Origin of the sequence: Amycolatopsis orientalis (assembly GCF_000943515.2) — a bacterium.
Taxonomy (GTDB): domain Bacteria; phylum Actinomycetota; class Actinomycetes; order Mycobacteriales; family Pseudonocardiaceae; genus Amycolatopsis; species Amycolatopsis orientalis.
Genome location: NZ_CP016174.1, coordinates 3,349,713 through 3,371,937, shown reverse-complemented (window position 1 = coordinate 3,371,937; position 22,225 = coordinate 3,349,713). Strand labels below are relative to the sequence as shown.

18 protein-coding genes and 7 pseudogenes are annotated in these 22,225 nt (G+C 69.7%); 10 read left to right on the top strand and 15 right to left on the bottom strand.

Going from position 1 to position 22,225, the window contains the following annotated elements; all coding sequences use genetic code 11:
• Positions 1 to 18 precede the first annotated feature (18 nt).
• The 3 genes and pseudogenes from SD37_RS15150 to SD37_RS15140 form a co-directional block, all read right to left on the bottom strand.
• Positions 19 to 687: a response regulator gene (locus SD37_RS15150; RefSeq protein WP_472239641.1), complete on the bottom strand. Its 669-nt coding sequence runs from the start codon at positions 685 to 687 to the stop codon at positions 19 to 21.
• A pseudogene (locus SD37_RS15145) lies at positions 669 to 1,897 on the bottom strand (sensor histidine kinase). The gene SD37_RS15150 and the pseudogene SD37_RS15145 overlap by 19 nt, the downstream one beginning before the upstream one ends.
• A gap of 31 nt (positions 1,898 to 1,928) precedes the next feature.
• Positions 1,929 to 2,486 (bottom strand): TetR/AcrR family transcriptional regulator, encoded by a 558-nt coding sequence (locus SD37_RS15140; protein ID WP_044850334.1) that lies wholly within the window; start codon positions 2,484 to 2,486, stop codon positions 1,929 to 1,931.
• A gap of 89 nt (positions 2,487 to 2,575) precedes the next feature.
• Between SD37_RS15140 and SD37_RS15135 the strand changes: the two genes are divergently transcribed.
• From SD37_RS15135 to SD37_RS15130, 3 genes and pseudogenes are all read left to right on the top strand, one after another.
• The gene (locus SD37_RS15135) at positions 2,576 to 3,397 is read left to right on the top strand and encodes an MFS transporter (protein WP_236725371.1); all 822 of its coding nucleotides are present in this window, start codon (positions 2,576 to 2,578) and stop codon (positions 3,395 to 3,397) included.
• Between the two features lie 106 nt (positions 3,398 to 3,503).
• On the top strand, positions 3,504 to 3,791 hold the full coding sequence (locus SD37_RS43750) for a hypothetical protein (RefSeq protein WP_236725370.1): 288 nt from the start codon (positions 3,504 to 3,506) through the stop codon (positions 3,789 to 3,791).
• Between the two features lie 13 nt (positions 3,792 to 3,804).
• Positions 3,805 to 5,768: pseudogene (locus SD37_RS15130) on the top strand (ABC1 kinase family protein).
• A 206-nt stretch (positions 5,769 to 5,974) separates the two neighbouring features.
• On the opposite strand, the pseudogene SD37_RS44295 reads toward SD37_RS15130, so the two are convergent.
• From SD37_RS44295 to SD37_RS15085, 10 genes and pseudogenes are all read right to left on the bottom strand, one after another.
• Positions 5,975 to 6,154: pseudogene (locus tag SD37_RS44295) on the bottom strand (S26 family signal peptidase); the annotation flags it as partial.
• A gap of 4 nt (positions 6,155 to 6,158) precedes the next feature.
• On the bottom strand, positions 6,159 to 6,488 hold the full coding sequence (locus SD37_RS15125; RefSeq protein ID WP_065912838.1) for a flagellar basal body-associated FliL family protein: 330 nt from the start codon (positions 6,486 to 6,488) through the stop codon (positions 6,159 to 6,161).
• 42 nt (positions 6,489 to 6,530) lie between these two features.
• Positions 6,531 to 6,903, bottom strand: a pseudogene (locus tag SD37_RS15120) (YnfA family protein).
• Between the two features lie 366 nt (positions 6,904 to 7,269).
• A pseudogene (locus tag SD37_RS15115) lies at positions 7,270 to 7,675 on the bottom strand (metal-sulfur cluster assembly factor).
• Positions 7,672 to 8,123, bottom strand: a pseudogene (sufU, locus tag SD37_RS15110) (Fe-S cluster assembly sulfur transfer protein SufU). The pseudogenes SD37_RS15115 and sufU overlap by 4 nt, the downstream one beginning before the upstream one ends.
• A pseudogene (locus SD37_RS15105) lies at positions 8,123 to 9,216 on the bottom strand (aminotransferase class V-fold PLP-dependent enzyme). The pseudogenes sufU and SD37_RS15105 overlap by 1 nt, the downstream one beginning before the upstream one ends.
• 229 nt (positions 9,217 to 9,445) lie before the next feature.
• Positions 9,446 to 10,216, bottom strand: coding sequence for a Fe-S cluster assembly ATPase SufC (gene sufC / locus SD37_RS15100; protein WP_044850339.1), 771 nt, complete (start codon positions 10,214 to 10,216; stop codon positions 9,446 to 9,448).
• Between the two features lie 35 nt (positions 10,217 to 10,251).
• Complete coding sequence (gene sufD, locus SD37_RS15095) at positions 10,252 to 11,424, bottom strand: Fe-S cluster assembly protein SufD (RefSeq protein ID WP_044850340.1); 1,173 nt, start codon at positions 11,422 to 11,424, stop codon at positions 10,252 to 10,254.
• 2 nt (positions 11,425 to 11,426) lie between these two features.
• Positions 11,427 to 12,833 (bottom strand): Fe-S cluster assembly protein SufB, encoded by a 1,407-nt coding sequence (sufB, locus tag SD37_RS15090; RefSeq protein ID WP_418189823.1) that lies wholly within the window; start codon positions 12,831 to 12,833, stop codon positions 11,427 to 11,429.
• Positions 12,834 to 12,871: 38 nt separating this feature from the next.
• Positions 12,872 to 13,672, bottom strand: coding sequence for a helix-turn-helix transcriptional regulator (locus tag SD37_RS15085; protein WP_418189812.1), 801 nt, complete (start codon positions 13,670 to 13,672; stop codon positions 12,872 to 12,874).
• Between the two features lie 213 nt (positions 13,673 to 13,885).
• On the opposite strand from SD37_RS15085, the gene mptB reads away from it, so the two are divergent.
• From mptB to SD37_RS15060, 5 genes are all read left to right on the top strand, one after another.
• Positions 13,886 to 15,472 carry a polyprenol phosphomannose-dependent alpha 1,6 mannosyltransferase MptB gene (gene mptB, locus SD37_RS15080; RefSeq protein WP_044850342.1) on the top strand — a complete coding sequence of 529 codons (1,587 nt, stop codon included), beginning with the start codon at positions 13,886 to 13,888 and terminating at the stop codon, positions 15,470 to 15,472.
• A 19-nt stretch (positions 15,473 to 15,491) separates the two neighbouring features.
• On the top strand, positions 15,492 to 16,418 hold the full coding sequence (locus tag SD37_RS15075) for an ABC transporter ATP-binding protein (protein WP_044850343.1): 927 nt from the start codon (positions 15,492 to 15,494) through the stop codon (positions 16,416 to 16,418).
• Positions 16,415 to 17,224, top strand: coding sequence for an ABC transporter permease (locus SD37_RS15070; protein ID WP_044850344.1), 810 nt, complete (start codon positions 16,415 to 16,417; stop codon positions 17,222 to 17,224). The genes SD37_RS15075 and SD37_RS15070 overlap by 4 nt, the downstream gene beginning before the upstream one ends.
• Positions 17,225 to 17,289: 65 nt before the next feature.
• Positions 17,290 to 18,258 (top strand): COX15/CtaA family protein, encoded by a 969-nt coding sequence (locus SD37_RS15065; RefSeq protein WP_065912837.1) that lies wholly within the window; start codon positions 17,290 to 17,292, stop codon positions 18,256 to 18,258.
• A gap of 115 nt (positions 18,259 to 18,373) precedes the next feature.
• Positions 18,374 to 19,321: an acyl-CoA desaturase gene (locus SD37_RS15060; protein WP_044850346.1), complete on the top strand. Its 948-nt coding sequence runs from the start codon at positions 18,374 to 18,376 to the stop codon at positions 19,319 to 19,321.
• A gap of 127 nt (positions 19,322 to 19,448) precedes the next feature.
• Here SD37_RS15060 and SD37_RS15055 read toward each other — a convergent pair whose 3' ends face one another.
• Complete coding sequence (locus SD37_RS15055) at positions 19,449 to 20,315, bottom strand: ATP-grasp domain-containing protein (RefSeq protein ID WP_044850347.1); 867 nt, start codon at positions 20,313 to 20,315, stop codon at positions 19,449 to 19,451.
• On the bottom strand, positions 20,312 to 20,620 hold the full coding sequence (locus SD37_RS15050; protein ID WP_005152245.1) for a hypothetical protein: 309 nt from the start codon (positions 20,618 to 20,620) through the stop codon (positions 20,312 to 20,314). Before SD37_RS15050 ends, SD37_RS15055 begins: the two co-directional genes overlap by 4 nt.
• 95 nt (positions 20,621 to 20,715) lie before the next feature.
• Here SD37_RS15050 and SD37_RS15045 point away from each other — a divergent pair, with 95 nt between their 5' ends.
• Positions 20,716 to 21,687 (top strand): quinone oxidoreductase family protein, encoded by a 972-nt coding sequence (locus tag SD37_RS15045; protein WP_044850348.1) that lies wholly within the window; start codon positions 20,716 to 20,718, stop codon positions 21,685 to 21,687.
• Complete coding sequence (locus tag SD37_RS15040) at positions 21,684 to 22,214, top strand: GNAT family N-acetyltransferase (protein ID WP_044850349.1); 531 nt, start codon at positions 21,684 to 21,686, stop codon at positions 22,212 to 22,214. Before SD37_RS15045 ends, SD37_RS15040 begins: the two co-directional genes overlap by 4 nt.
• The last annotated feature ends 11 nt before the right edge of the window (positions 22,215 to 22,225 follow it).

Genomic DNA, 22,225 nt, shown 5'->3' with positions numbered 1-22,225 from the left:
TTCGGAACCCTACCGCGTTCAGCCGGCCGGGGTGACGAATCCGGTGTCGTAGGCCTTGATGACCGCCTGCGTCCGGTCCCTCGCGCCGAGTTTCGCGAGAATGTTCCCGACATGCGTCTTCACCGTCTGCACGCCGAGATACAGCTCCGCGGCGATCTCCACATTGGACAGTCCACCCGCCATCAGCCGCAGCACCTCGCGTTCGCGTTCGGTGAGCCCGGCGCCGGCGAGGCCGTCCTGCGGGCCTCGTTTCGCCTGCAGCGCGGCCAGCCGCCGGATCGCGGCCGGGAACAGCAGGGACTCCCCCGCCGCCACGGTCCGGATCGCCGCGACGATCTCCTCGGGCCGGGTCCGCTTCAGCAGGAACCCGCTCGCGCCCGCGAGCAGGGCGTCGTAGACGTAGTCGTCGTTTTCGAAGGTGGTCACCACGACCACCTTCGGCGGATTGTCCAGAGTGGACATCAGATGGGTGGTCGCCCGTATCCCGTCGATCGAGGGCATCCGGACGTCCATCAGGACGACGTCAGGCCGGAATCGCGAGACCAGGCCCGGCACCTCCGCGCCGTCGGCCGCCTCGCCCACGACCTCCAGATCCGGTTCGGCGGCGACGATCGCCCGCAGCCCGGCGCGGATGAGCTGTTCGTCGTCGACCAGCAGCACGCCGATGCTCATCGCCGGTTCCCCCATGGCACCGCCACCTCGACCTTCCACAGTCCGTCCGCGCGGCCCGCCGTGATCGTGCCGCCCAGCACGTCCACCCGTTCCGCCATACCCCGCAGCCCCCGGCCGCCCCCGTCCCGTGACGGCGGTGCGGCACCGAGCGGGTTGGTCACCCGCAGCCGCACCAGGTCCGGCCCGACGTCGACGAGCACCGTCACCGGAACCTTACCGGCGTGCCGCAGCGCGTTCGTCAGGCATTCCTGCAGGATGCGGTAGGCCTCGCGGGAGACGACCGGCGGCACCGACGACGGTTCGCCGCGGACCTCGGCCGACACCTCCGCGCCCGCCAGCCGGGTCGCCTCGATCAGCGACGGCAGCTCTCCCAGCCCGGACTGCGGCGTCCTCGACGACGTCTCCTCCCGCAGCAGTCCGAGTACGTGGTCGAGATCGTCGAGCGCGGCGCGGGCGGAGTCCTCGATCGCGGTGAGCGCCTGCTCGGTGAAGTCGGGATCGGCTCGCAGGGTCCGGCGCGCGGCCCCGGCCTGGATGGTCACGACGCTGAGCGCGTGCCCCACCGAGTCGTGCAGCTCACGGGCGAGCCGGTTGCGTTCGGCGAGCTGTTCGGTGCGCTTCTCCAGTTCGGCGATCCGTTCGGCGGCCGAGACGCCCAGCAGGCTCCGGGCACAGCGGGTCAGCGCCGCACCGGCCATCCAGACGCCGTATGCCAGCGCCACGAGACCGAGCAGGAACACCGCCGGGATCCACGCGCTCGCCCAGCCTTCGGGCACCACGATCGGGTTCTCGGTGGACAGCGCGATCCGGCCGGTGAACGGCGCCGCGACCGTGAACCCGAAGGCCACCGGGACGATCAGGCTGAGCAGGCTGACCACGCAGCCGGTCCCGACGTGCAGCAGGAACATCGCGCTCGACCGCAGCCGGACCGGCCAGCTTCCCGCGGGCCCGAAGGTCGCTCCCGGCACCGGGTCGTCCAGCAGTTCCCGCACGGCCGCGCCCTCCAGCACCCGGACGGCGGGAGGAACGACGACGCGATCATCACCAGGGCCACGACGACCAGCCCGATGACCACCCCGTACTCCATCGTCGTGGTGAGCGGCAGCAGCGAGGGCACGACGACGACGGCGAAGAGCAGATACGGCACGCTCAGGGCACCGCCGAGGATGAAGTACACCCACCGGCGGTAGGTCGCCCGATCCGTGAGCGGGCCGAAGACTCGCATGCGTTTTCCCTCGTGAGTGGTGATGACGGTTCTAACCGTCTTTACCACTCACGAGGGTCTCCGCGATCTCCCGCGCCAGAGTGACCCGGTGCGAGTCCCCGTCGATGCCGGTATGCGCCACGGCGCCCTCCAGCAGCAGGAAGAGCTGCTCCGCGAGCCGCTCCGGATCGGCGGCGTGCGGCGCGTCCTCGCGGAGGAGTTCGGCGAACTTCGCCCGCACCGCGGCCTTGTGCCGCCGGATCACGTCGAGCCCGGGATGCCCGGGGGCCAGTTCGGCGGCCGCGTTCAGGAACGCGCAGCCCCGATCACTCCCGAGCCCGGGATGGTCGATGTAGGCGTCGAAGACCACGAGGGCGCGGGGCGGTGAGGCTTCGGCCAGCCGCGCTTCGAGATACGCCCACCAGACGTCATGACGCCGCCGTAGATAAGCGACCGTGAGCTCCGTCTTCGATCCGAAGCACGCGTACAACGTCTTCTTCGTGACGCCGGCGGCCTCGGCCACGGCCGCGACGCCCACCGCGTTCAGGCCCTCCCGATAGAAGAGCTTGCTCGCGGCACTTAGGACACGCTCTCCGGCGGGGGTCAGCATGCTTCGACTATACCGATCGGTTGACCTGAGCGTGAAATGCGGGAACACTCCGTGGGTATACCGATCGGTATACATCTGGAGGAGCACTGATGGTTTCTTCGTACAAACGCGAGCTGACCCTCACCGCGGCGGGGTTGTCGCTGATCGCGGTCTCGTACGGACTCGCGAGGTACGCGTACGGCCTCTTCGCTCCGGCCCTCCGGGCGGAGTTCGACCTCGACGGCGGCACGCTCGGCACCATCGCGGCGGGCAGCTACGTCGCGTACTGCCTCGCCGTGATCGCCTCGACCGCCGTCACGGCCCGCTGGGGCGCGCGGACGGGCGCGCTCGCCGCCGGGACGGCCGCGACCGCGGGGACCGCCCTGATCGCGGCCGCCCCGAACGCCGCCTTCCTCGCTGTGGGCGTCGTCCTGGCCGGAGCCAGCACCGGCCTGGCCTCCCCTTCGCTCGCCGATGCGGTCTCACGCGTCGTCCGCGCGAACCGCCGCGACCGTGCCCAGTCCGTGGTGAACGCCGGGACCGGACTCGGTGTGCTCGTCTCCGGACCGGTCTCGCTGCTCGCCGTCGGCGACTGGCGGCTGGCTTGGTGGGCCTTCGCCGCGGCCTCCGCGCTGGTGACCGCGTGGATCGCCCGCGTCGTGCCGCCGGTCAGGGAGCGCCGCGAGGGCGGGCTGCCGGTGCCGCTGTTCCCGCCGTCCACCAGGCGGCTGCTGCCCGCCGCCGCGACGCTGGGCCTGGCCAGCGCGGCGATCTGGACGTTCGGCCGCGACATCGCCGTGAGCGTCGGCGGGCTCGGCGAGACCGAGTCGACCGTGGTGTGGATCGTGCTCGGCGCTGTCGGCCTGGCCGGCGCGTTCACCGCCGAGCTGACCTCACGGGCGGGCTGCGCCGGGCCTGGTCGGCGGGGATGATCCTGTTCGCCGCCGCCACGGCGCTCTTCGCCCTCGCCACGCGCTCCTCCCGGCGCTGATCATCGCGGCGGCGCTCTTCGGGGCCGTCTACATCGGACTGACCGGGGTGCTGATCCTGTGGGGTACCAGGGCCTATCCGGGCTCACCCGCGTTCGGCGTCGGCGTGGCCTTCCTCATGCTGGCGCTCGGCCAGGCCGCCGGGGCCCCGCTGATCGGCTTCCTCGGCGACCTCACCGATCTCCGCGCCGGATTCCTCGCGGCGGCCGCCATGGCCGTCCTCGGCCTCCTGTTCGCGCCCCGGGAGGCGAGGGCGACCTACAACTTCGGGCTCCGTTCCCTCTCAAGGGTGAGTTCCGTCCCGCCGGAGCGGGAATCCCGGGCGGGCCGCGCGTGATGTCCTCATCGGCATGAACCTGCTGCTCGGCCTGCTCAGCCTGCCCGCCTACGCGCTCATGCTGTGGCCGCTCGTGGTCGCCGCCCGTCGCGTGCTCGGTGTGCGGATCGGCGTGCTCCGCGCGTTGTGCGCCGCCGGCTTCGGCTGGCTCGTCGCGGGTGGCATCCTCAGCGCGTTCCCACGGCCGATCTACGCAGGGGGCGCCTTCGCCGGACTGGTCATCCCGGTGGCGGGCGGCGCCTTCCTGGCGACGCTGATCTTCCTGTTCGTCGCGGAGTTCGTCCTGCCGTCGGGTTCCGGACCAGGGGTGGTCGGCAGGATCCGGTCGCTGCGCCGTCGCGCGGCGCGGACGCGGCGCTACTCGCAGATCACCCGGATCGCGGTCAAACACGGCCTCGGCCGTTACCTCACCGGCCGTCGTGAACCCGGCCTCGCCCAGGTCCGGCACGCCAAACTGGCGCGATCGCTGCGACGCGCGCTGGAGGAGGGCGGCGTGACCTTCGTGAAGCTCGGCCAGCTGCTCTCGACGCGGCCGGATCTGCTCCCGCCGGTGTTCATCGACGAACTCGGCAAACTCCAGGACCAGGTCGCCTTCGCCGATGCCGACGAGGTCGCGACGGTGCTGCGGGAGGAACTGGGCGGGAATCCGGACGAGATCTTCGCCGAGTTCGATCCGGAGCCGATCGCGGCCGCGTCGATCGCGCAGGTCTACCGGGCGAAACTGCGCGACGGGCGGGAAGTGGTCGTCAAGGTGCAGCGGCCCGGTGTGCAGACGCTCGTCGAGCGGGACCTCGACATCGTCCGCCGCGTTGCCGCCGCACTGGACCAACGAGCGGGTTGGGCCCGTTCCCTCGGCGTCGTCGACCTCGCCGAAGGCTTCGCCGACGCGCTGGTCGAGGAACTCGATTTCCGCACCGAGGCCAGGAACATCGAAGCCGTCGCCGCCGCCTACCCCGGTGACGAGGTCGCTCTGCCGTCCGTCCACAAAGAACTGTCCACCGAGCGCGTGCTGGTGATGCGGCGCCTCGACGGCAAGCCGCTCGCCGCCGCCCGGGAACAGGTCCGATGGCGAAGCGAGCCGAACTCGCGCGCTCGATGCTGAGGTGCGTGCTCGGCCAGGTGATGGGCAGCGGCGTCTTCCACGCCGACCCGCATCCCGGCAACGTCCTGCTCCTCACCGACGGCAGGCTGGGCTTGCTCGACTTCGGCTCCGTCGGACGGCTCGACTCCGGGCTGCGCGCCGGGCTGCGGAACCTGCTCCTCGCCCTCGACCGCGGCGACCCGGCCGCGTTGCGCGACGGCCTGCTGGAGATCGTCGACCGGCCGGACGAGATCGAGGAGCGACGGCTGGAGCGGGCGCTGGGTGCCTTGGTGGCCAAGCACTTCAACCACGGGCAGGCCCCGGATCTGGACATGTTCACCGACCTGTTCCGGGTGATCGCCGACTTCCGGCTCAGCGTGCCGCCGCCGATCGCCGCGGTGTTCCGCGCACTGGCCACTTTGGAGGGAACGCTGGCCGCACTGGCGCCGGGGTTCAACATCGTCGTCGAATCCCGCGCCTACGCCGCCGAGCAGGTGGGTGCCGGATTGCGACCGGAATCTCTGCGCTCCACCGCCACCCACGAGCTGCTGGCGCTCCTGCCGGTGCTGCGCCGCCTGCCCCGCCGTGTCGACCGGATCGGCGCCGCGCTGGAACAGGGCAGGCTTTCGGTCAACGTCCGGCTGTTCTCCGACGAACGCGACCGCGACGTGGTCACCGGACTGGTGCACGAACTCCTGCTGGCGTTCGTCGGCGCGGCGACCGGGCTGATGGCCGTACTGTTGCTGAGCAGTACGACCGGCCCGGAGATGCTGCCGGCGTCACCCTGCACCAGATGTTCGGCTACAACCTGCTGGTGATCAGTGCCCTGGTGGGACTGCGGGCTGCTCTTCGTCGTTTTCCGGCGGAGCGGACAACGCTCACAATCGCCCCGATGACACCGAGCACGACGAGCCCGATCCCGGCGAACATGAGGTACCGCGAGGTACGGAATCCGTGTCGGACACCGGATCGCGGGAAGTCCGGCCTCGACGAACGCTGTGGTCTGCGGGAAGGGTTCCGCGCTGAGAATGCTCCCCAGGCCGACGACGATCCCGCGTACCTTCGACAGGGGAACGGCGCCCTGGCCCGGCATGTCCGCGAAGAGCCGCGAGTCGGCGGAATTGTTCCGCTGATCGCCCGCCAGGTACAAAGATCCCGGGGGCACCCGGACGTCGAACGGCCGGTACTCCTTGCGCCCGTACCCGTTGTCGTCATCGGTGTACGGCTCTTTGACCGGCTTCCCGTTGACGGTGATCAGGTTGTCGGGCGAGCAGCAGACCACCTGATCACCGCCGACACCGATCACCCGCTGGATGGCCAGCCTTCTTGGGCCGACGTCCCGGGTAGGCGCTCAGATCCATCAGGACCACCGCACCCCGCGGGATCTCCGGCACGTCGGCCCAGCGGTAGAGCACGACCGAGCCGCGCGGGACCGTGGAAGCCATCGCGCCATCGGAGAAGTTCGTCATCCGGTAGCCCATCAGGGTCCAGAAACCGTATCCCCCGGTGCCCACGCCGACGATCGCCACCAGGATCATCACGAGCAGGAGCGGGGAGAATCTTCGCTTCGGTCCGGGTCTGTCGGCGGGCGGAGCGGGGAAGTCCGTTTCGGTCACAGCGCACGATAGCGCCGTCGGCCGACACTTTCCGGCGAACGCTCAACCCCGGGGCGCGTACATGACGACGCCAACGCCCGCCAGGCAGATCAGCACGCCGATGACGTCGTAGCGGTCCGGCCGGTAGCCGTCGGCGACCATCCCCACGCGAGCGAACCCGCGACGAACACTCACCGTACGCGGCGAGGATGCGGCCGAAGTTCGCGTCGGGCTGCAGTGTCGCGACGAAGCCGTAGAGGCCCAGCGCGACGACGCCCGCCCCGATCCAGAGGTAGCCGCGGTGCTCACGGACGCCCTGCCAGATCAGCCACGCGCCGCCGATCTCCAGCAGGGCGGCGAGCGCGAACAGCGCGATGGACCGGAGATCACCCTCGGAGCTTAACGAGGGGCGCGATGCGGCGACTCCCGAGCTCAGGTGGTCGTGAGTGGTAAGTGCCGTTAGAACGACACTTACCACTCACGACCACCCCGGCCCACGCCTCGCGCGCCATGGAGAGCTGAAGGCCCCCTTCCCCGCATCTCATGCGAGGAAGGGGCCTTCACGCGCCGCCGTTGCGACTGGTGGTGCTCCTGAGGCTCGTGGTGCGTTTTTCGGTCCGTGAAGGCCTCCTTGAGGGACCCAGGGTCCCTCAAGGAGGCCTTCACGGACCGGGCGCTAACCGCCCCAAAACATGCACGACGAAACGCGGTATAGGCCGTTATACAAACGTTGAAGCGCGTGAAGGCCCCCTTCCCTCGGCTGAGCCGAGGGAAGGGGGCCTTCACGCGCAAAAAGCGAGGGTCAGACGGTGAACCCGAGGGCCCGCAGCTGTTCGCGGCCGTCCTCGGTGATCTTCTCCGGGCCCCACGGCGGCATCCAGACCCAGTTGATCCGGAAGTCCTTGACCAGCCCGGTTCCCCGCCGACGAGCGCGGCGCGGTCTGGTCCTCGATGACGTCGGTCAGCGGGCAGGCCGCGGACGTCAGGGTCATGTCGATGGTGGCGGTGTTGTCCGCCTCGACGCGGATGTCGTAGACCAGGCCGAGGTCGACGACGTTGATGCCCAGCTCCGGGTCGACGACGTCGCGCATCGCCTCTTCGAGGTCCTCCACCTTCGCCAGGTCGGCGGCGTCGGGGGCGGCGGTGGTCTCGGCGTCGAGGTCGGCGGCTGTGCGCCCCTCGCGGGTTTCGGTCTGCTGTTCGGTCATGCCGTCTCAACTCCGTTGGTCGTGCGGGCGACGGCGTCCTTGAACGCCATCCATCCGAGCAGGGCGCATTTCACGCGGGCCGGGTACTTGGCCACGCCGGCGAAGGCGATGCCGTCCTCCAGCACTTCTCGTCGTCCGGCTCGATCTGACCCTTGCCCTGCATCAGCTCGACGAAGGCGTCCATGGTGGTGAACGCCTCCTCCACGGTGTGCCCGACGACGAGATCCGTCAAGACCGACGTGGACGCCTGGCTGATCGAGCAGCCTTGGCCCTCGTAGGAGACGTCGGCGACCTTCCCGCCGTCGACCTTCACCCGCAGCGTCACCTCGTCGCCACAGGTCGGGTTGACCTGGAACGATTCGGCGTCGAACGGTTCGCGCAGGCCGCGGCCGTGCGGGTTCTTGTAGTGGTCCAGGATGATCTCCTGGTACATGCTTTCGAGGTTCATCAGGCCACCCCGAAGAACTTCTGCGCCTCGCGCACCCCGTCCACCAGCGCGTCCACTTCGGACATCGTGTTGTAGACGTAGAACGACGCGCGCACGGTCGCCGGGACCGAGCAGGCCCGGTGCAGCGGCCACGCGCAGTGGTGCCCGACGCGGACGGCGATACCGAGACTGTCCAGCACCTGACCCGAGTCGTGCGGGTGCACGCCGTCGATGACGAACGACACCAGCCCGCCGCGGTCGGTCATGTCGGTGGGGCCGATGATCCGGACGCCGGGGATCTCGCCGAGCCCGGCGAGCGCCGCCTCGGTGAGCCGGTGCTCGTGCGCGGCGACCCGGTCCATGCCGATCGCCGACAGGTAGTCGGCGGCCGCGCCGAGGCCGACGGCCTGCGACGTCATCGGGGTGCCCGCCTCGAACCGCTGCGGCGGCGCGGCGAAGGTGGTCTGCTCCATCCGGACCAGCTCGATCATCGAGCCGCCGGTCAGGAACGGCGGCATCGCTTCGAGCAGCTCGCGCCGTCCATAAAGGACACCGATACCGTACGGGCCGACCATCTTGTGCCCGGCGAAAGCGGCGAAGTCGACGTCCAGGTCGTGAAGATCGACCGGGAAGTGGGGAACCGACTGGCAGGCGTCCAGTACGACCAGCGCGCCGACCTTGTGCGCCTTCTCCGTCAGGAGCTTGACCGGGTTGATCGTGCCGAGCACGTTGGACTGGTGCGTGAACGCGAGCACCTTGGTCCGCTCGGTGATCAGTTCGTCCACATTGGACAGGTCGAGGCGGCCGTCGGGGGGGTGACGGAGAACCACTTCAGCGTCGCGCCGGTGCGCTGGCAGAGCTGCTGCCACGGCCAGGTTCGCGTGGTGCTCCATCTCGGTGATGACGATCTCGTCGCCGGGGCCGATCTTGAACCGCTCGGCCCGGGACCGGCCGTGGCGGCGTTGCTCATCGCGTAGGCGACGAGGTTGATGCCCTCGGTGGCGTTCTTGGTGAACACCAGCTCGTGCGGGAGGCGCCGACGAACTCCGCGATCCGCACGCGGGCGGATTCGTAGGCGTCGGTCGCCTCCTCGCGAGTGCGCGCCGCGGTGCACCGCGGCGTTCGAAGTCTCGAGGAACCGGCGCTCGGCTTCGAGGCACCTGCGCCGGTTTCTGCGACGTCGCACCGGAATCCAGATACACCAAGGGTTTCCCGTCCCGCACCGTGCGGGTCAGGATGGGGAAGTCGGCCCTGATGGCCGCTACGTCCAGCGGTACAGCAGAGTTAGCCGTGGTGGTGGTCATCGGGCCAACTCCTCTCGGTGTAGTCGTGAGGTTCCAGGATCAGACTGCGGCGGTCTCGGTGGAGCCCGCGTACTTGACGTACCCGCTCTCCTCCAGCTCGTCCGCGAGTTCACGGCCGCCGGACGCGACGATCTTGCCGCCGGCGAAGACGTGCACGAAGTCGGGCGTGATGTGCCGCAGGATCCGCGTGTAGTGCGTGATCAGCATGACGCCGGCGTCGTTGTTGGCCTTGAACTCGTTGACGCCCTCGGACACGACGCGCAGCGCGTCGACGTCGAGGCCGGAGTCGGTCTCGTCGAGGATGGCGATCTTCGGCTTGAGCAGCGCCAGCTGCAGGATCTCGTGACGCTTCTTCTCGCCACCGGAGAAGCCCTCGTTCACCGAACGCTCGGCGAACTCGGACGAGATCTCCAGCTTGCCCATCTCCTCCTTGACCTCCTTGACCCAGTGGCGCAGCTTGGGGGCCTCGCCACGGACCGCGGTGGCCGCGGTGCGGAGGAAGTTGGACATGGACACGCCCGGCACCTCGACCGGGTACTGCATGGCGAGGAACAGGCCCGCGCGGGCACGCTCGTCGACGCTCATCTCCAGCACGTCCTCACCGTCGAGCAGGACCTGCCCGGAGGTGACTTCGTACTTGGGGTGACCGGCGATGGCGTAGGACAGCGTGGACTTGCCCGAACCGTTGGGGCCCATGATCGCGTGGGTCTCGCCCGACTTGATGGTCAGGTTGACGCCCTTGAGGATCTCCTTGGGGCCCTCCTCGGTCGTGACCGAGGCGTGCAGATCCTTGATTTCCAGCGTAGGCATTTCTTTCCTAAAGTCTGATGTGGACGGACGAGGGCTTAGACGCCCACGGCTTCGAGTTCGGCTTCGATCGCGGCCTCGAGGCGCTCGCGCACCTCGGGGACACCGATCTTGACGAGGATCTCGTGGAAGAACCCGCGTACGACCAGACGCCGCGCGGCGTCTTCGCCGATTCCGCGCGACTGGAGGTAGAACAACTGCTCGTCGTCGAACCTTCCCGTCGCGCTCGCGTGGCCGGCGCCTTCGATCTCGCCGGTCTCGATCTCCAGGTTCGGGATCGAGTCCGCCCGCGCGCCCGGCGTCAGCACCAGGTTGCGGTTGAGCTCGTAGGTGTCGGTGGCCTCGGCGGCCGCCCGGATCAGCACGTCGCCGACCCACACGGTGTGCGCGCCGTCGCCCTGCAGCGCGCCCTTGTACATCACCCGCGACTTGCAGTTCGGCACCGCGTGGTCGACGAAGAGCCGGTGCTCCTGGTGCTGTCCCTCGTCCGCGAAGTACAGGCCGAGCATCTCGACGTCGCCGCCCTTGTCGGCGAAGGTCGCCGTCGGGGAGACGCGGACGAGGTCACCGCCCAGGGTGATGACGATGTGCTTGAGGCTGGCGTCGCGGCCGAGCTTGAGGTGCTGCTCGGAGACGTGCACCGCGTCGTCGGCCCAGTCCTGGACGCTGACCACGGTCACGTTCGCCGAATCGCCGATGACGAACTCGACGTTGTCGGCGTAGGTGCCCGAGCCGGTGTGGTCGAGGACGATCACGGCCTCGGAGAACTGCTCGGCGCGCACCTGCACGTGCCCGTAGGCCACCTTGCCCTCGCCGGGACCGGTGATCTTCACCGTCGACGGCTTCGAGGTCTTCGTCTCCTTGGGCACCGTGATGACGGTGGCCTCGGTGAACGAGGAGTAGGCCTGCGCGGCGATCCGGTCGCTCGGGACACCCGCGGCGCCGAGGCGCTCGTCGTCCCGGCCGACCTGCTCGATCTTCAGTTCAGGGGCGGCGTCGGCGTCCACGGTGGCCGAACCCGAAGCGGCGGCGGACCCGTCGTGCAGGCCGCGCAGCCGCTTCATCGGCGTGAAACGCCAGTTCTCCTCACGGCCGCCCGGGACCTCGAAGGCCTCGACGTCGTAGGAGGTGAAGCGCTCCGCGCGGGACGTGGCCGGAATGACCACGCCCTCGCGCATCGCTTCGGAAACGTTGTTCTCGGTAACCGACATGACTAGCCGACGGACCCTTCCATCTGAAGCTCGATCAGGCGGTTCAGCTCGAGCGCGTACTCCATCGGCAGCTCACGCGCGATGGGCTCGACGAACCCGCGCACGATCATCGCCATGGCCTCGGCCTCGTCGAGACCGCGCGACATGAGGTAGAACATCTGGTCTTCGCTGACCTTCGAGACGGTCGCCTCGTGGCCCATGGAGACCTCGTCGTTGCGGATGTCGACGTACGGGTACGTGTCCGACCGCGAGATCGTGTCGACCAGCAGCGCGTCACAGACCACGCTGGACCGCGAGTGGTGCGCCCGCTTCGCGACCTTGACCAGGCCGCGGTAGGAGGTGCGGCCACCGCCGCGCGCCACCGACTTCGACACGATGGTCGACGAGGTGTGCGGCGCCAGGTGCTCCATCTTCGCGCCGGCGTCCTGGTGCTGGCCTTCGCCCGCGAACGCGACCGAGAGGACCTCGCCCTTGGCGTGCTCGCCCATCAGGAAGACGGACGGGTACTTCATCGTGACCTTGGACCCGATGTTGCCGTCGATCCACTCCATGGTCGCGCCCTCTTCGCACTTGGCGCGCTTGGTGACCAGGTTGTAGACGTTGTTCGACCAGTTCTGGATGGTCGTGTACCGGCAGCGGGCGCCCTTCTTCACGATGATCTCCACGACCGCCGAGTGCAGCGAGTCGGACTGGTAGATCGGCGCGGTGCAACCCTCGACGTAGTGCACGTAGGCGTCTTCGTCGACGATGATCAGGGTCCGCTCGAACTGACCCATGTTCTCGGTGTTGATCCGGAAGTAGGCCTGCAGCGGGATGTCCACCTTGACGCCCTTGGGCACGTAGATGAACGAGCCGCCGGACCACACCGCGGTGTTCAGCGCGGAGAACTTGTTGTCCCCGGCCGGGATCACGGAGCCGAAGTACTCCTTGAAGATCTCCGGGTGCTCCTTGAGCGCGGTGTCGGTGTCCAGGAACAGGACGCCCTGCGCCTCCAGGTCCTCGCGGATCTGGTGGTAGACGACCTCGGACTCGTACTGCGCGGCGACACCGGCGACGAGGCGCTGCTTCTCCGCCTCGGGGATGCCGAGCCGGTCGTACGTGTTCTTGATGTCCTCGGGCAGGTCCTCCCAGGAGGTGGCCTGCTTCTCCGTGGACCGCACGAAGTACTTGATGTTGTCGAAGTCGATCCCGGAGAGGTCCGCACCCCAGTTGGGCATCGGCTTCAAGTCGAAGAGCTTGAGCGCCTTCAGTCGCGCTTCGCGCATCCACTCCGGCTCGGACTTCTTCGAGGAGATGTCGATGACGACGTCCTCGTTCAGTCCGCGACGGGCGCTAGAGCCCGCCTCGTCGGAGTCCGCCCAGCCGAACGCGTACTTGCCAAGGGACTCGATGGTCTCTTCCTGGCTCATGGGCGCGGTGGTGGGAGTGCGCTGCTCGGCAGCGGCAGTCATGCGGGTTTCCCTCCATTCGGGATCCGTGCTGTGCGCCCTGGAGAGGGCGCCGTGCTTCCCGGCCCGGGTGTGGCCGGTCGACCCGTCGAAGCGACGGGTACGTGTGTGGTGCACGCGTTGTCACCGCGTGCGATGGTCGCCAGCCGCTGCACGTGTGTACCCAGCAGATGCGCGAATGCCTCGGTCTCGGCTTCACACAACTGGGGGAACTCGGCGGCGACGTGGGCGACCGGGCAATGGTGCTGGCAGAGCTGTTCGCCTGCCCCGACCTGACGGGTCGACGCAGCGTAGCCCTCCCTGGTCAGAGCGGCGGCGAGGGCCTCGGCGCGGACGGCGGGATCCTCGTGCTTGGTGATCGCCTCCCGGTGCGGGCCGACGAGCGAGGCGACACGGGCCTCGGCGAACGCCTTCACGGCGTCTTCGCCGGCGTGCTCGGCGAGGAACCGGATGGCCGAGGACGCGAGGTCGTCGTAGGCGTGCCCGAATCGGGCACGGCCGGCTTCGGTGAGCAGGAAGTTCTTGGCGGGACGGCCTCGTCCGCGCGGGCCGCGGCGGGGCGCGTCGCGGGTCTCGGCTTCACCGTCGGCCAGGAGCGCGTCGAGATGACGCCGGACGGCGGCGGCGCTGATCCCCAGCTGCTCGGCGACCACGACGGCGGTCATCGGACCCTGTTCCAGCAGCAGACGGGCCACTTCGTGCCTGGTCCGGCCCTCGGGGCCGACCTGCGCGGGGACAGGCTGGACCTCGGCGCGGGGCATGTCGCCACCGGCCTCGTTCCGCGTCCCCGTCTTTTTCACAACACAAGTGTGACGTATTTCCGGGGAGACGGCAAAGAGGGGTGCCTCACGGAGTGGCGCGCGTCACGTCGGGGCCTGCTTCTCCCCCGGTAACCACGTACCCGCTCAGTCTGTTCCCGGCATCGCTACCCTTCGTGCGTGGCAGTGGGCGAGCACCCGGCGGGGCGGGACACGGACGAGGCACGGCCCGGGGAAGCTTCAGCGGCGGGATCGGTGGCGACACTGTCCCCGGCGCGCCCGCACGAGCCCGAGCCGCTCGACGACAAGGAGACGCGCGGGCTGAACGTGGTCCGCCGGTTCGGCGCGGTCGGCTCCCTGTTCCTCGCCCTCGGCTCACTCGGCGCCGGTGCCGCGCCGGTGATCAACCCGGTCCAGGAGATCCCGGTCCTGCGGCTGTTCACCCGCATTCCCACCGTCTCGCTCGCCATGGGCCTCGCCGGGATGGCGATCATCGTGCTGAGCTGGCTGATGCTCGGCCGGTTCGCCCAGCCCGCGCGCCGCCGCCTCGCCACCCAGGGCCAGCTCGCCCGCACCATCGCGCTCTGGTGCGCGCCGCTGCTGGTCATCCCCCCGCTGTTCTCCCGCGACGTCTACAGCTATCTCGCGCAGAGCGAGATCGTGGCGCGCGGGATGGACCCGTACTCCCTCGGCCCGGCCGAGGCGCTCGGCGTCTCCGACCCGCTGACCTCGGGTGTCTCCAACATGTGGCGCGAGACCCCGGCGCCCTACGGTCCGCTGCTGCTCCGCCTCGGCGGCTGGCTCGCCCCGCTGAGCAGCGGGAACATCGTCACCGGGGTGCTGCTGCAGCGCGGTCTCGCGCTGATCGGCGTCATCCTGATCATCTGGGCGCTGCCCAGACTGGCCCGCCGGTTCGGCGTGCAGCCCGCCACCGCGCTGTGGCTCGGCGCGGCGAACCCGCTGCTGATCTTCCACTTCGTCGCGGGCGCCCACAACGACGCGCTGGCGATCGGGCTCATGGTGGCCGGGCTGGAGATCGGCATCCAGCGGATGCCGGTGCGGTACAAGCACGACGCCGTCCCGCCGCTGGCGAAGGGCGAAATACTGTTCATCGGGCTCGGCGTGGTGATCATCACCCTCGGCGTCGCGGTGAAGCTGAACGCGATCCTGGCGTTGCCGTTCCTCACCGTCATGGTGGCCAGACGCTGGCACGGCCGGATCAAGGACCTGCTCACCGCCGCGATCCCGATGGCCCTGCTGTTCGGCGTGGTCCTGGTGGCCGTCTGTTACGGCACCGGCCTGGGCTTCGGCTGGGTCGGCGCGCTCGGCACGCCGGGACTGGTCCGCTCGTGGATCTCGCCGACGTCGGAACTCGCCGCGCTCGGCGGCGTCCTCGGCATCGCGCTCGGCCTCGGCAACCACACCAACGCGATGGTGCCGATCCTCGGCACGCTCGGCTACCTCGTCGCGGGCGCGGTGACGGTCAAGTTCCTCTGGGACAGCTTCAAATGGCGCTACCGGCCGATCATCGGCCTCGGCGTCTCACTGGGCGCGGTGATGGTGCTGCACGTGGCGCTCCAGCCCTGGTATCTGCTGTGGGCGATCATCCCGCTCGCCGCCGCGGCCGGCACCTCGCGCTTCCGCATCGCCGCGACGATCGTCACCGCCGTCCTGCCGTTCCTGCTGCCCACCACGGGCAGCACCTTCGACGGCCGCGGTTACGTCCTGCCGTTCGCCTGGGCCGCCGCCGGGGCCCTCACGCTACTGGGACTGTTCGTCGTCCACCGCCTGTCGCCGCTGCTGCTGTCCAGACCGTCCCCGGAGCATTCGGTCCCGGCGTGAGGCCGTATCGTGACCTGTCGTGAACGCCCCCGCCGTCGAGATCACCGGGCTGGTGAAACGCTACGGATCCACCACCGCGGTCGATGGACTCGACCTGCGGATGGAACGTGGCGCGCTGCTCGCTCTGCTCGGCCCGAACGGGGCCGGCAAGACCACCACCGTCGAGATCTGCGAAGGCTTCCTGCGGCCTGACGACGGCGAAGTCCGCGTGCTCGGCATGGACCCGTCACGGGACGGTCCGGCGCTGCGACCGCGTATCGGCGTGATGCCCCAGGGCGGTGGCGCGTATCCCGGCGTCCGCGCCGACGAGATGCTCGGACTGGTCGCCGCGTGCGCCGCGAACCCGCTGGATCCGGCGTGGCTGCTGGACGTCCTCGGGCTCGCGGGAGCGCGGAAGACACCGTTCAAACGGCTTTCCGGCGGGCAGCAGCAGCGGCTCTCGCTCGCCTGCGCGCTCGTCGGGCGCCCGGAACTGCTCTTCCTCGACGAGCCGACGGCCGGGATGGACCCGCAGGCCCGCCGCCTGGTCTGGGATCTGCTCGAAGCACTGCGCGCCGACGGGGTCAGCGTGCTGCTCACCACGCATCTGATGGAGGAGGCCGAAACGCTGGCCGACACCGTGGTGATCGTGGACCACGGCAAGGTCGTCGTCGAAGGCTCGCCGCGGGCGCTGACCGTCGACGCCGGTGAGGCCGCGCAGCTGCGGTTCAAGGCCCGCACGCGGCTCGACACCGCGCTGCTGACCGCGGCTCTGCCCGAAGGCCACCTCGTACACGAGTCCGCGCCGGGGACCTACCTCGTCGAAGGCGCGATCGACCCACAGGTGGTGTCCACGGTGACGGCCTGGTGCGCGCAGCAGGGCGTCATGCCCGAGGAACTGCAGGTCGGCAGGCGCACGCTGGAAGAGGTCTTCCTGGAGCTGACCGGACGGGAACTGCGCGCATGACCACGCTGCCTACGCCGCCGACGCCGCGGTTCGCCGCCGGCACGTTCACCCCGGCCCCCGGCAGGGGTTCGCTCGGCAAGATGCTGCGCACGCACGCGAAGGTCGAGGCGAGCCTGACCCTGCGCCACGGCGAGCAGATCCTGCTGACCCTGCTCATCCCGCTCGCGCTGCTGATCGGTCTGTCCCTGCTGGACATCCTGCCGTCGGCGCAGCTCGGCTCGTCGTCCAAAGTGGACTGGATAACACCGAGGATCCTCGCGCTTGCGGTGATGTCGTCCGCGTTCACCGGACAGGCCATCGCACTCGGTTTCGACCGCCGCTACGGCGTCCTCAAACGACTTTCCGCCACCGCCCTGCCCCGCTGGCTGCTGATCGCCGGCCGGGTGGCCGCCGCGCTGGTCGTGGTCGCGCTGCAGGCGGTGATCCTCGGCGTCGTGGCCGCGCTGCTGGGCTGGTCGCCGTCATTCGGCGGACTCCTCGGCGCGATCCCGTTCCTGATCGCCGGCACGTTCGCGTTCGGCGCGCTGGGGCTGCTGCTCGGCGGGGCACTGCGCGCGGAGGCCGTGCTGGCGCTGGCGAACATCGTCTGGTTCGTGCTGCTGCTCGCGGGCGGCATCCTGCTGGCGCCGTCGACGATGCCGGCGGGACTGGCGACGTTCGTCGAGCTGCTGCCGTCGGGCGCGCTCGCCGAAGGTCTCCGCTCGGTCCTGCTGGACGGCTCGTTCGGGTGGGGCCCGTTCGCCGTCCTCATCGGCTGGGGCATCGTCGCGGGCGCGCTGGCCAGCAAGACCACGAAGCTCACCTGAGGCGGCCGACACAGGCCGGTGCGGCCGGTGGAACGCTCTCAGCAACGGCGTTCTAGCATCGGACGGTGCCGTTCCAGAGCCTTGTAGCGCGTCTGCCGTATCCCTCGTTCGCGGTTCAGCGAGCGGTCGCGATGGCGGCGGTGATCGCCCAGGCCGGAATCGGCGTCACCGGCTCGGTCGTCCGGGTCACCGGTTCGGGGCTCGGCTGCCCCACCTGGCCCCAGTGCGTCGAAGGCAGCATCGTCCCCGAGGCGCATCCCGAGTTCGACGCGCTCAACCAGTGGATCGAGTTCAGCAACCGGATGCTGACCGGTGTCGTCATCGCCGTCGCCGCGCTGTGCGTGATCACCGCGTGGCGCGTGCAGATCGAGCACCCGAGCCGCCGCCGTCTGGTGAAGCTGGCCTGGACGATGCCGGCCGGCGTGCTGCTGCAGGCCGTCGTCGGCGGGATCACCGTGCTCGCGAAGCTCGAATGGTGGACCGTCGCGCTGCACTTCCTGGCCTCCACTCCCCTGGTCTGGCTCGCGGTCCTGTTGCTGCGCGCGTTCTCCGAAGGTGACGAGCCCGCCCGCTGGCTCATCCCGGACGCGGGCCGCAAGACCCTGATCGTGCTCGCCGCGTCGATGTGGGCCGTCCTCGTGGCGGGCACCACCGTGACCGGCGCCGGCCCGCACGGCGGGGACCCGGGCACCCACCGGCTCCAGGCGCCGATCGAGACGCTCACCCAGATCCACGGCGGCCTGCTGGTGGTCTACCTGATCGTGCTCGCCGTCTTCGGCCTCCAGCTGATGCGTGGCAGCACGCCGAAACGACTGTGGCGGCGCTACACGATCGTGTGGGTGGTCGCGCTCGCCCAAGGCGTCCTGGGCTCGGTGCAGTACGCCCTGGGGGTGCCGGAGGCGCTGGTCTCCTTCCACGTCCTCGGCTCCGCGCTGGTGATCATCTCGACCGCGGCACTGTGGTGCGGATCACGCGATCGTGGCCCGGCGCCGGTTCCCCCCGCCGCTGAACGGGAACTCGCCACTTCGAACTGACCCCCTGGCAAACCGGACGTAACCCCCGGGCGGCGTGCTCGCCAGACACTGCCCTTACGCTGCGTTTCGGTGCCCCGCACGGGGGTCACCACCGAGTCGAGGCACGAGGTGTCGTATGACCGCCAGCACCGAGCCGGACGCACCGGCCAGTCAAGCCAAACCCCTGATCTCCCATCGCCGGGGCTCCGGGGAGATGTTGATCCTCAAGACCTTCCTGCTGGTCCCGTTCGTCGCGCTGCTCGCCGCCGTGCCGATCGTGTGGGGCTGGGGCATGACCTGGGTCGATCTCGGGCTGGCGGCCGTGTTCTACACCGTCGGGACGCTCGGGGTGACCGTCGGCTACCACCGCTACTTCACCCATGGCGCGTTCAAGGCCGGACGGCCGCTGCGGATCGCGCTGGCCATCGCCGGGGGCTTCGCGGTGCAGGGATCGGTCATCTTCTGGGTGGCCAGCCACCGTCGTCACCACGCTTTCGCCGACCGCGAAGGCGACCCGCACTCCCCCTGGCTGTTCGGGACCTCGCCCACGGCGCTGCTGCGCGGGTTCTGGCACGCGCATATGGGCTGGATGTTCAGCCGCGAGGTGACCAACTACGAGCGCTTCGCGCCGGATCTTGTGGCCGACAAGGATCTTCGCGTGGTGAACCGCTACTTCTGGCTGTGGATCACACTCAGCCTGGCACTGCCCGCGGTCCTCGGCGGACTGATCAGCTGGTCCTGGTGGGGCGCGGTGACCGGGTTCTTCTGGGCCGGACTGGTCCGGATCGCCTTCCTGCACCACGTCAGCTGGTCGGTGAACTCGATCTGCCATCTGATCGGCGAGCGCCCCTTCGCCAGCCGTGACAAGGCGGCGAACTTCTGGCCGCTGGCGATCCTGTCCATGGGCGAGTCGTGGCACAACTCCCACCACGCCGACCCGACCTGCGCGCGGCACGGCGTCCTGCGCGGGCAGGTCGACGTGTCGGCACGGCTGATCTGGCTGTTCGAGAAGTTCGGCTGGGCGCGGGACGTGCGGTGGCCGAAGCCTGAGCGCTTGGCCGCCAAACGCGTGAAACCCGCCTGACACCTAGCGTCTCTCGCGCGTTTCGTCCTCTGAACGCGACGGCTGTCCTGGGCGCACGGACGCTATGAAAGGACCTTTCCTTGCAAATTTTGCAAGGAAAGGTCCTTTCATAGCAACGCGGGAGGGGTCAGGCGAGTTGCTGCCGGACGGCGGAAGCGAACCGCCAGGCGGCCGCGTCGTCGGTCTGCCGGAAGCCCAGCGAAGGCTCGACAAGCTCCAGTTCCAGCAGCAGCGGCCTGCCGTCCGGTCCGGTGACGAGGTCGACGCGGGCGTAGAGCAGTTCCGCGCGCAGGATGCCGAGCAGCGCCGCGGTGGCGTCCAAGACGTCCTCGGCCAGCGCGCGGAATTTCGCGGCGGGTTGCGCGGGCGCGAGCTTTTCCGTGACGTACAAACCGGATTCGTCGAGTTCCCTGCCCAGCATCGCGGCCTTCGAGAACGCGTGCGAGTACACCCCGCCGAAGTACACCAGCGCGAGTTCACCCTCGGCGTCCACAGTGGACTGATATGGCTGCAGCAGAGCGGTGTGCCCTTCGGCGTGGAGGCCCGCCAGATGCGGGGCGGCGGCGTCGCCGGACGCGAACCTCCCGACCCCGCGGGATCCGGCACCGATCGCGGGCTTCAGCACGAACTCGCCCTTGGGCCAGCGCGGGGCGTCGTCACCCGGGGCGAGCACGGTCGTGGGCACGACCGCGACGCCGGCGTCGCCGAGTTCGGCCAAATAGGACTTGTCGACGTTCCAGCGCACGACTTCGGCCGCGTTGGCCAGCGCGGGCACCGACTCGGTCCAGGACAGGAACTCGTCGTGGCGCTCGGCGTAATCCCAGGTGGCACGCAAGACGACGATGTCCGCCGCGCCGAAGTCGACGGTCGAGTCGTCCCAGGCGGCCCAACGGCTCTTGAAGCCGAGGTCGGCCAGCGCCTCGGGAACGGCGTGCTCGTCGCCGTCGCCTTCCGGCAGCGCGGAGCAGGAGACGAGGATCGCGGAACCGCTCACTTCCCGGCCATCCGGCGGCGGTGCTCGGCACCGATCTTGGTCGCCTTCACCGTCTCGCTGTCCCACTCGGCGGGTTCGAGGTCCTCGACGGCCTCGACCAGTGCGTCGCCGGCCTCCGTGGAGGCGACGACCACGTCGCCGAGCGCGCCGTCGGCGCCCACGAGCACGACCCGGGCACCGATCCGGCCGATGTTCTCCACCACCGCGCGCGATGGCTTCCCGTGCCGCTTGACGAAGTCGCGGGCGGCCGCGACCTGGCGCGACGTGGGGGCGGCGGTCTCGGTCTTCTCTTCGGTCTCAGCCACGGGCCGAGCTTAACCAGGAAATGCCCGGGACGCGGAATAAGCGTGGCGTCGGCCATAGTTGTCCCGGTCGGAATGACCTTGAACGAGGAGGATGTATGCCCACGGCAGTACAGATCCGGCGAACCGGCGGTCCCGAAGTCCTTGAGCTGGCGCAAGTCGAGGTCGGTGAGCCCGGTTCCGGGGAACTGCTCGTGGACGTCGCCGCGGCGGGCGTCAACTACATCGACACCTACCACCGCGAAGGCATCTACCCGGTCGACACGCCGTTCATCCTGGGTATGGAGGGCGCCGGCACGGTGGCCGCGGTCGGCGAGGACGTGACCGGTTTCGCCGTCGGCGACCGGGTCGCCTGGCAGGGCTCACTGGGCAGCTACGCCCAGCGCCGCCTGCTCCCCGCCTCGATCGCCGTGAAGATCCCGGACGGCGTGACCGAGGAGACCGCCGCCGCGACGATGCTCCAGGGTGTCACCGCGCACGCGCTGATCGCCTCGACCTACGAGGTCAAGGCCGGTGACGACGTCCTCGTCCACGCCGCCGCGGGCGGGATGGGCCTGCTGCTGGTCCAGCTGGCCAAGGCGCGTGGCGCACGGGTGATCGGCACCGTCTCCACCGACGAGAAGGCCGAACTCGCCAAGCAGGCGGGCGCGGACGACGTCATCCGCTACGACCAGGTCGATTTCGCCAAGGCGGTCCGCGAACTCACCGGCGGCAAGGGTGTCGCGGTGGTCTACGACGGCGTCGGCAAGTCCACTGTGGACGGCAGCCTGGCGAGCCTGAAGATCCGCGGTCTGCTCGCCCTCTACGGCGCGGCCAGCGGTCCGGTGCCGCCGATCGACCCGCAGCTGCTCAACCGCAGCGGCTCGGTGTACCTCACCCGCCCGACCTCCGCGCACTACGTGCTCACCCGCGAGGAACTGGAGTGGCGGGTGAACGAACTGTTCGCCGCCGTTCAGGACGGTTCGCTGAACATCCGGATCGGCGGCCGCTACCCGCTCGCCGACGCCCGCCAGGCGCACGAAGACCTCCAGGGTCGGCGCACCACCGGCAAGCTCCTGCTGATCCCGTGACGGTGTTCTCGCCGGAGGAGGTCCGGCTCGAAGGCGAAGGGCTCGTCCTGCGGGACTGGGTCGAAGACGACATCGCGTTCATGCCCGCGCTGTTCGACAATCCGGCCGTCGCGAAGTTCACGCCGTTGCCTTCGCCCTTCGACGAGGTCGCGGCGAAGGCGCACTACGAGAAGGCCGTCACCCGCCGGGCGGAGGGCTCGGGGCGACGGCTCGCCATCACGGTCGACGGCGGCGAACCGCTCGGCGAGGTGGTGCTGTTCCTGCACGAAGAGGGACACGCCGAGCTCGGCTACGCGGTCGGACCGGCCCACCGAGGGCAGGATCTGGCGGCACGGTCTCTCCGGGTGCTCACCGCGTACGCGCTGGAACTCGGTCTCGGGCCGCTCCGGCTGAAGATCGACGCGCAGAACGCGGCGAGCGAGGCCGTCGCCCGCCGCGTCGGCTACGCCCCGGCCGACGTTCCACCGGAGACCAAGGTCGAGAAGGGGCTGGAGCGCACCCTGCTCACCTGGGAGCACGCCCGCTGACTCGTGAGTGG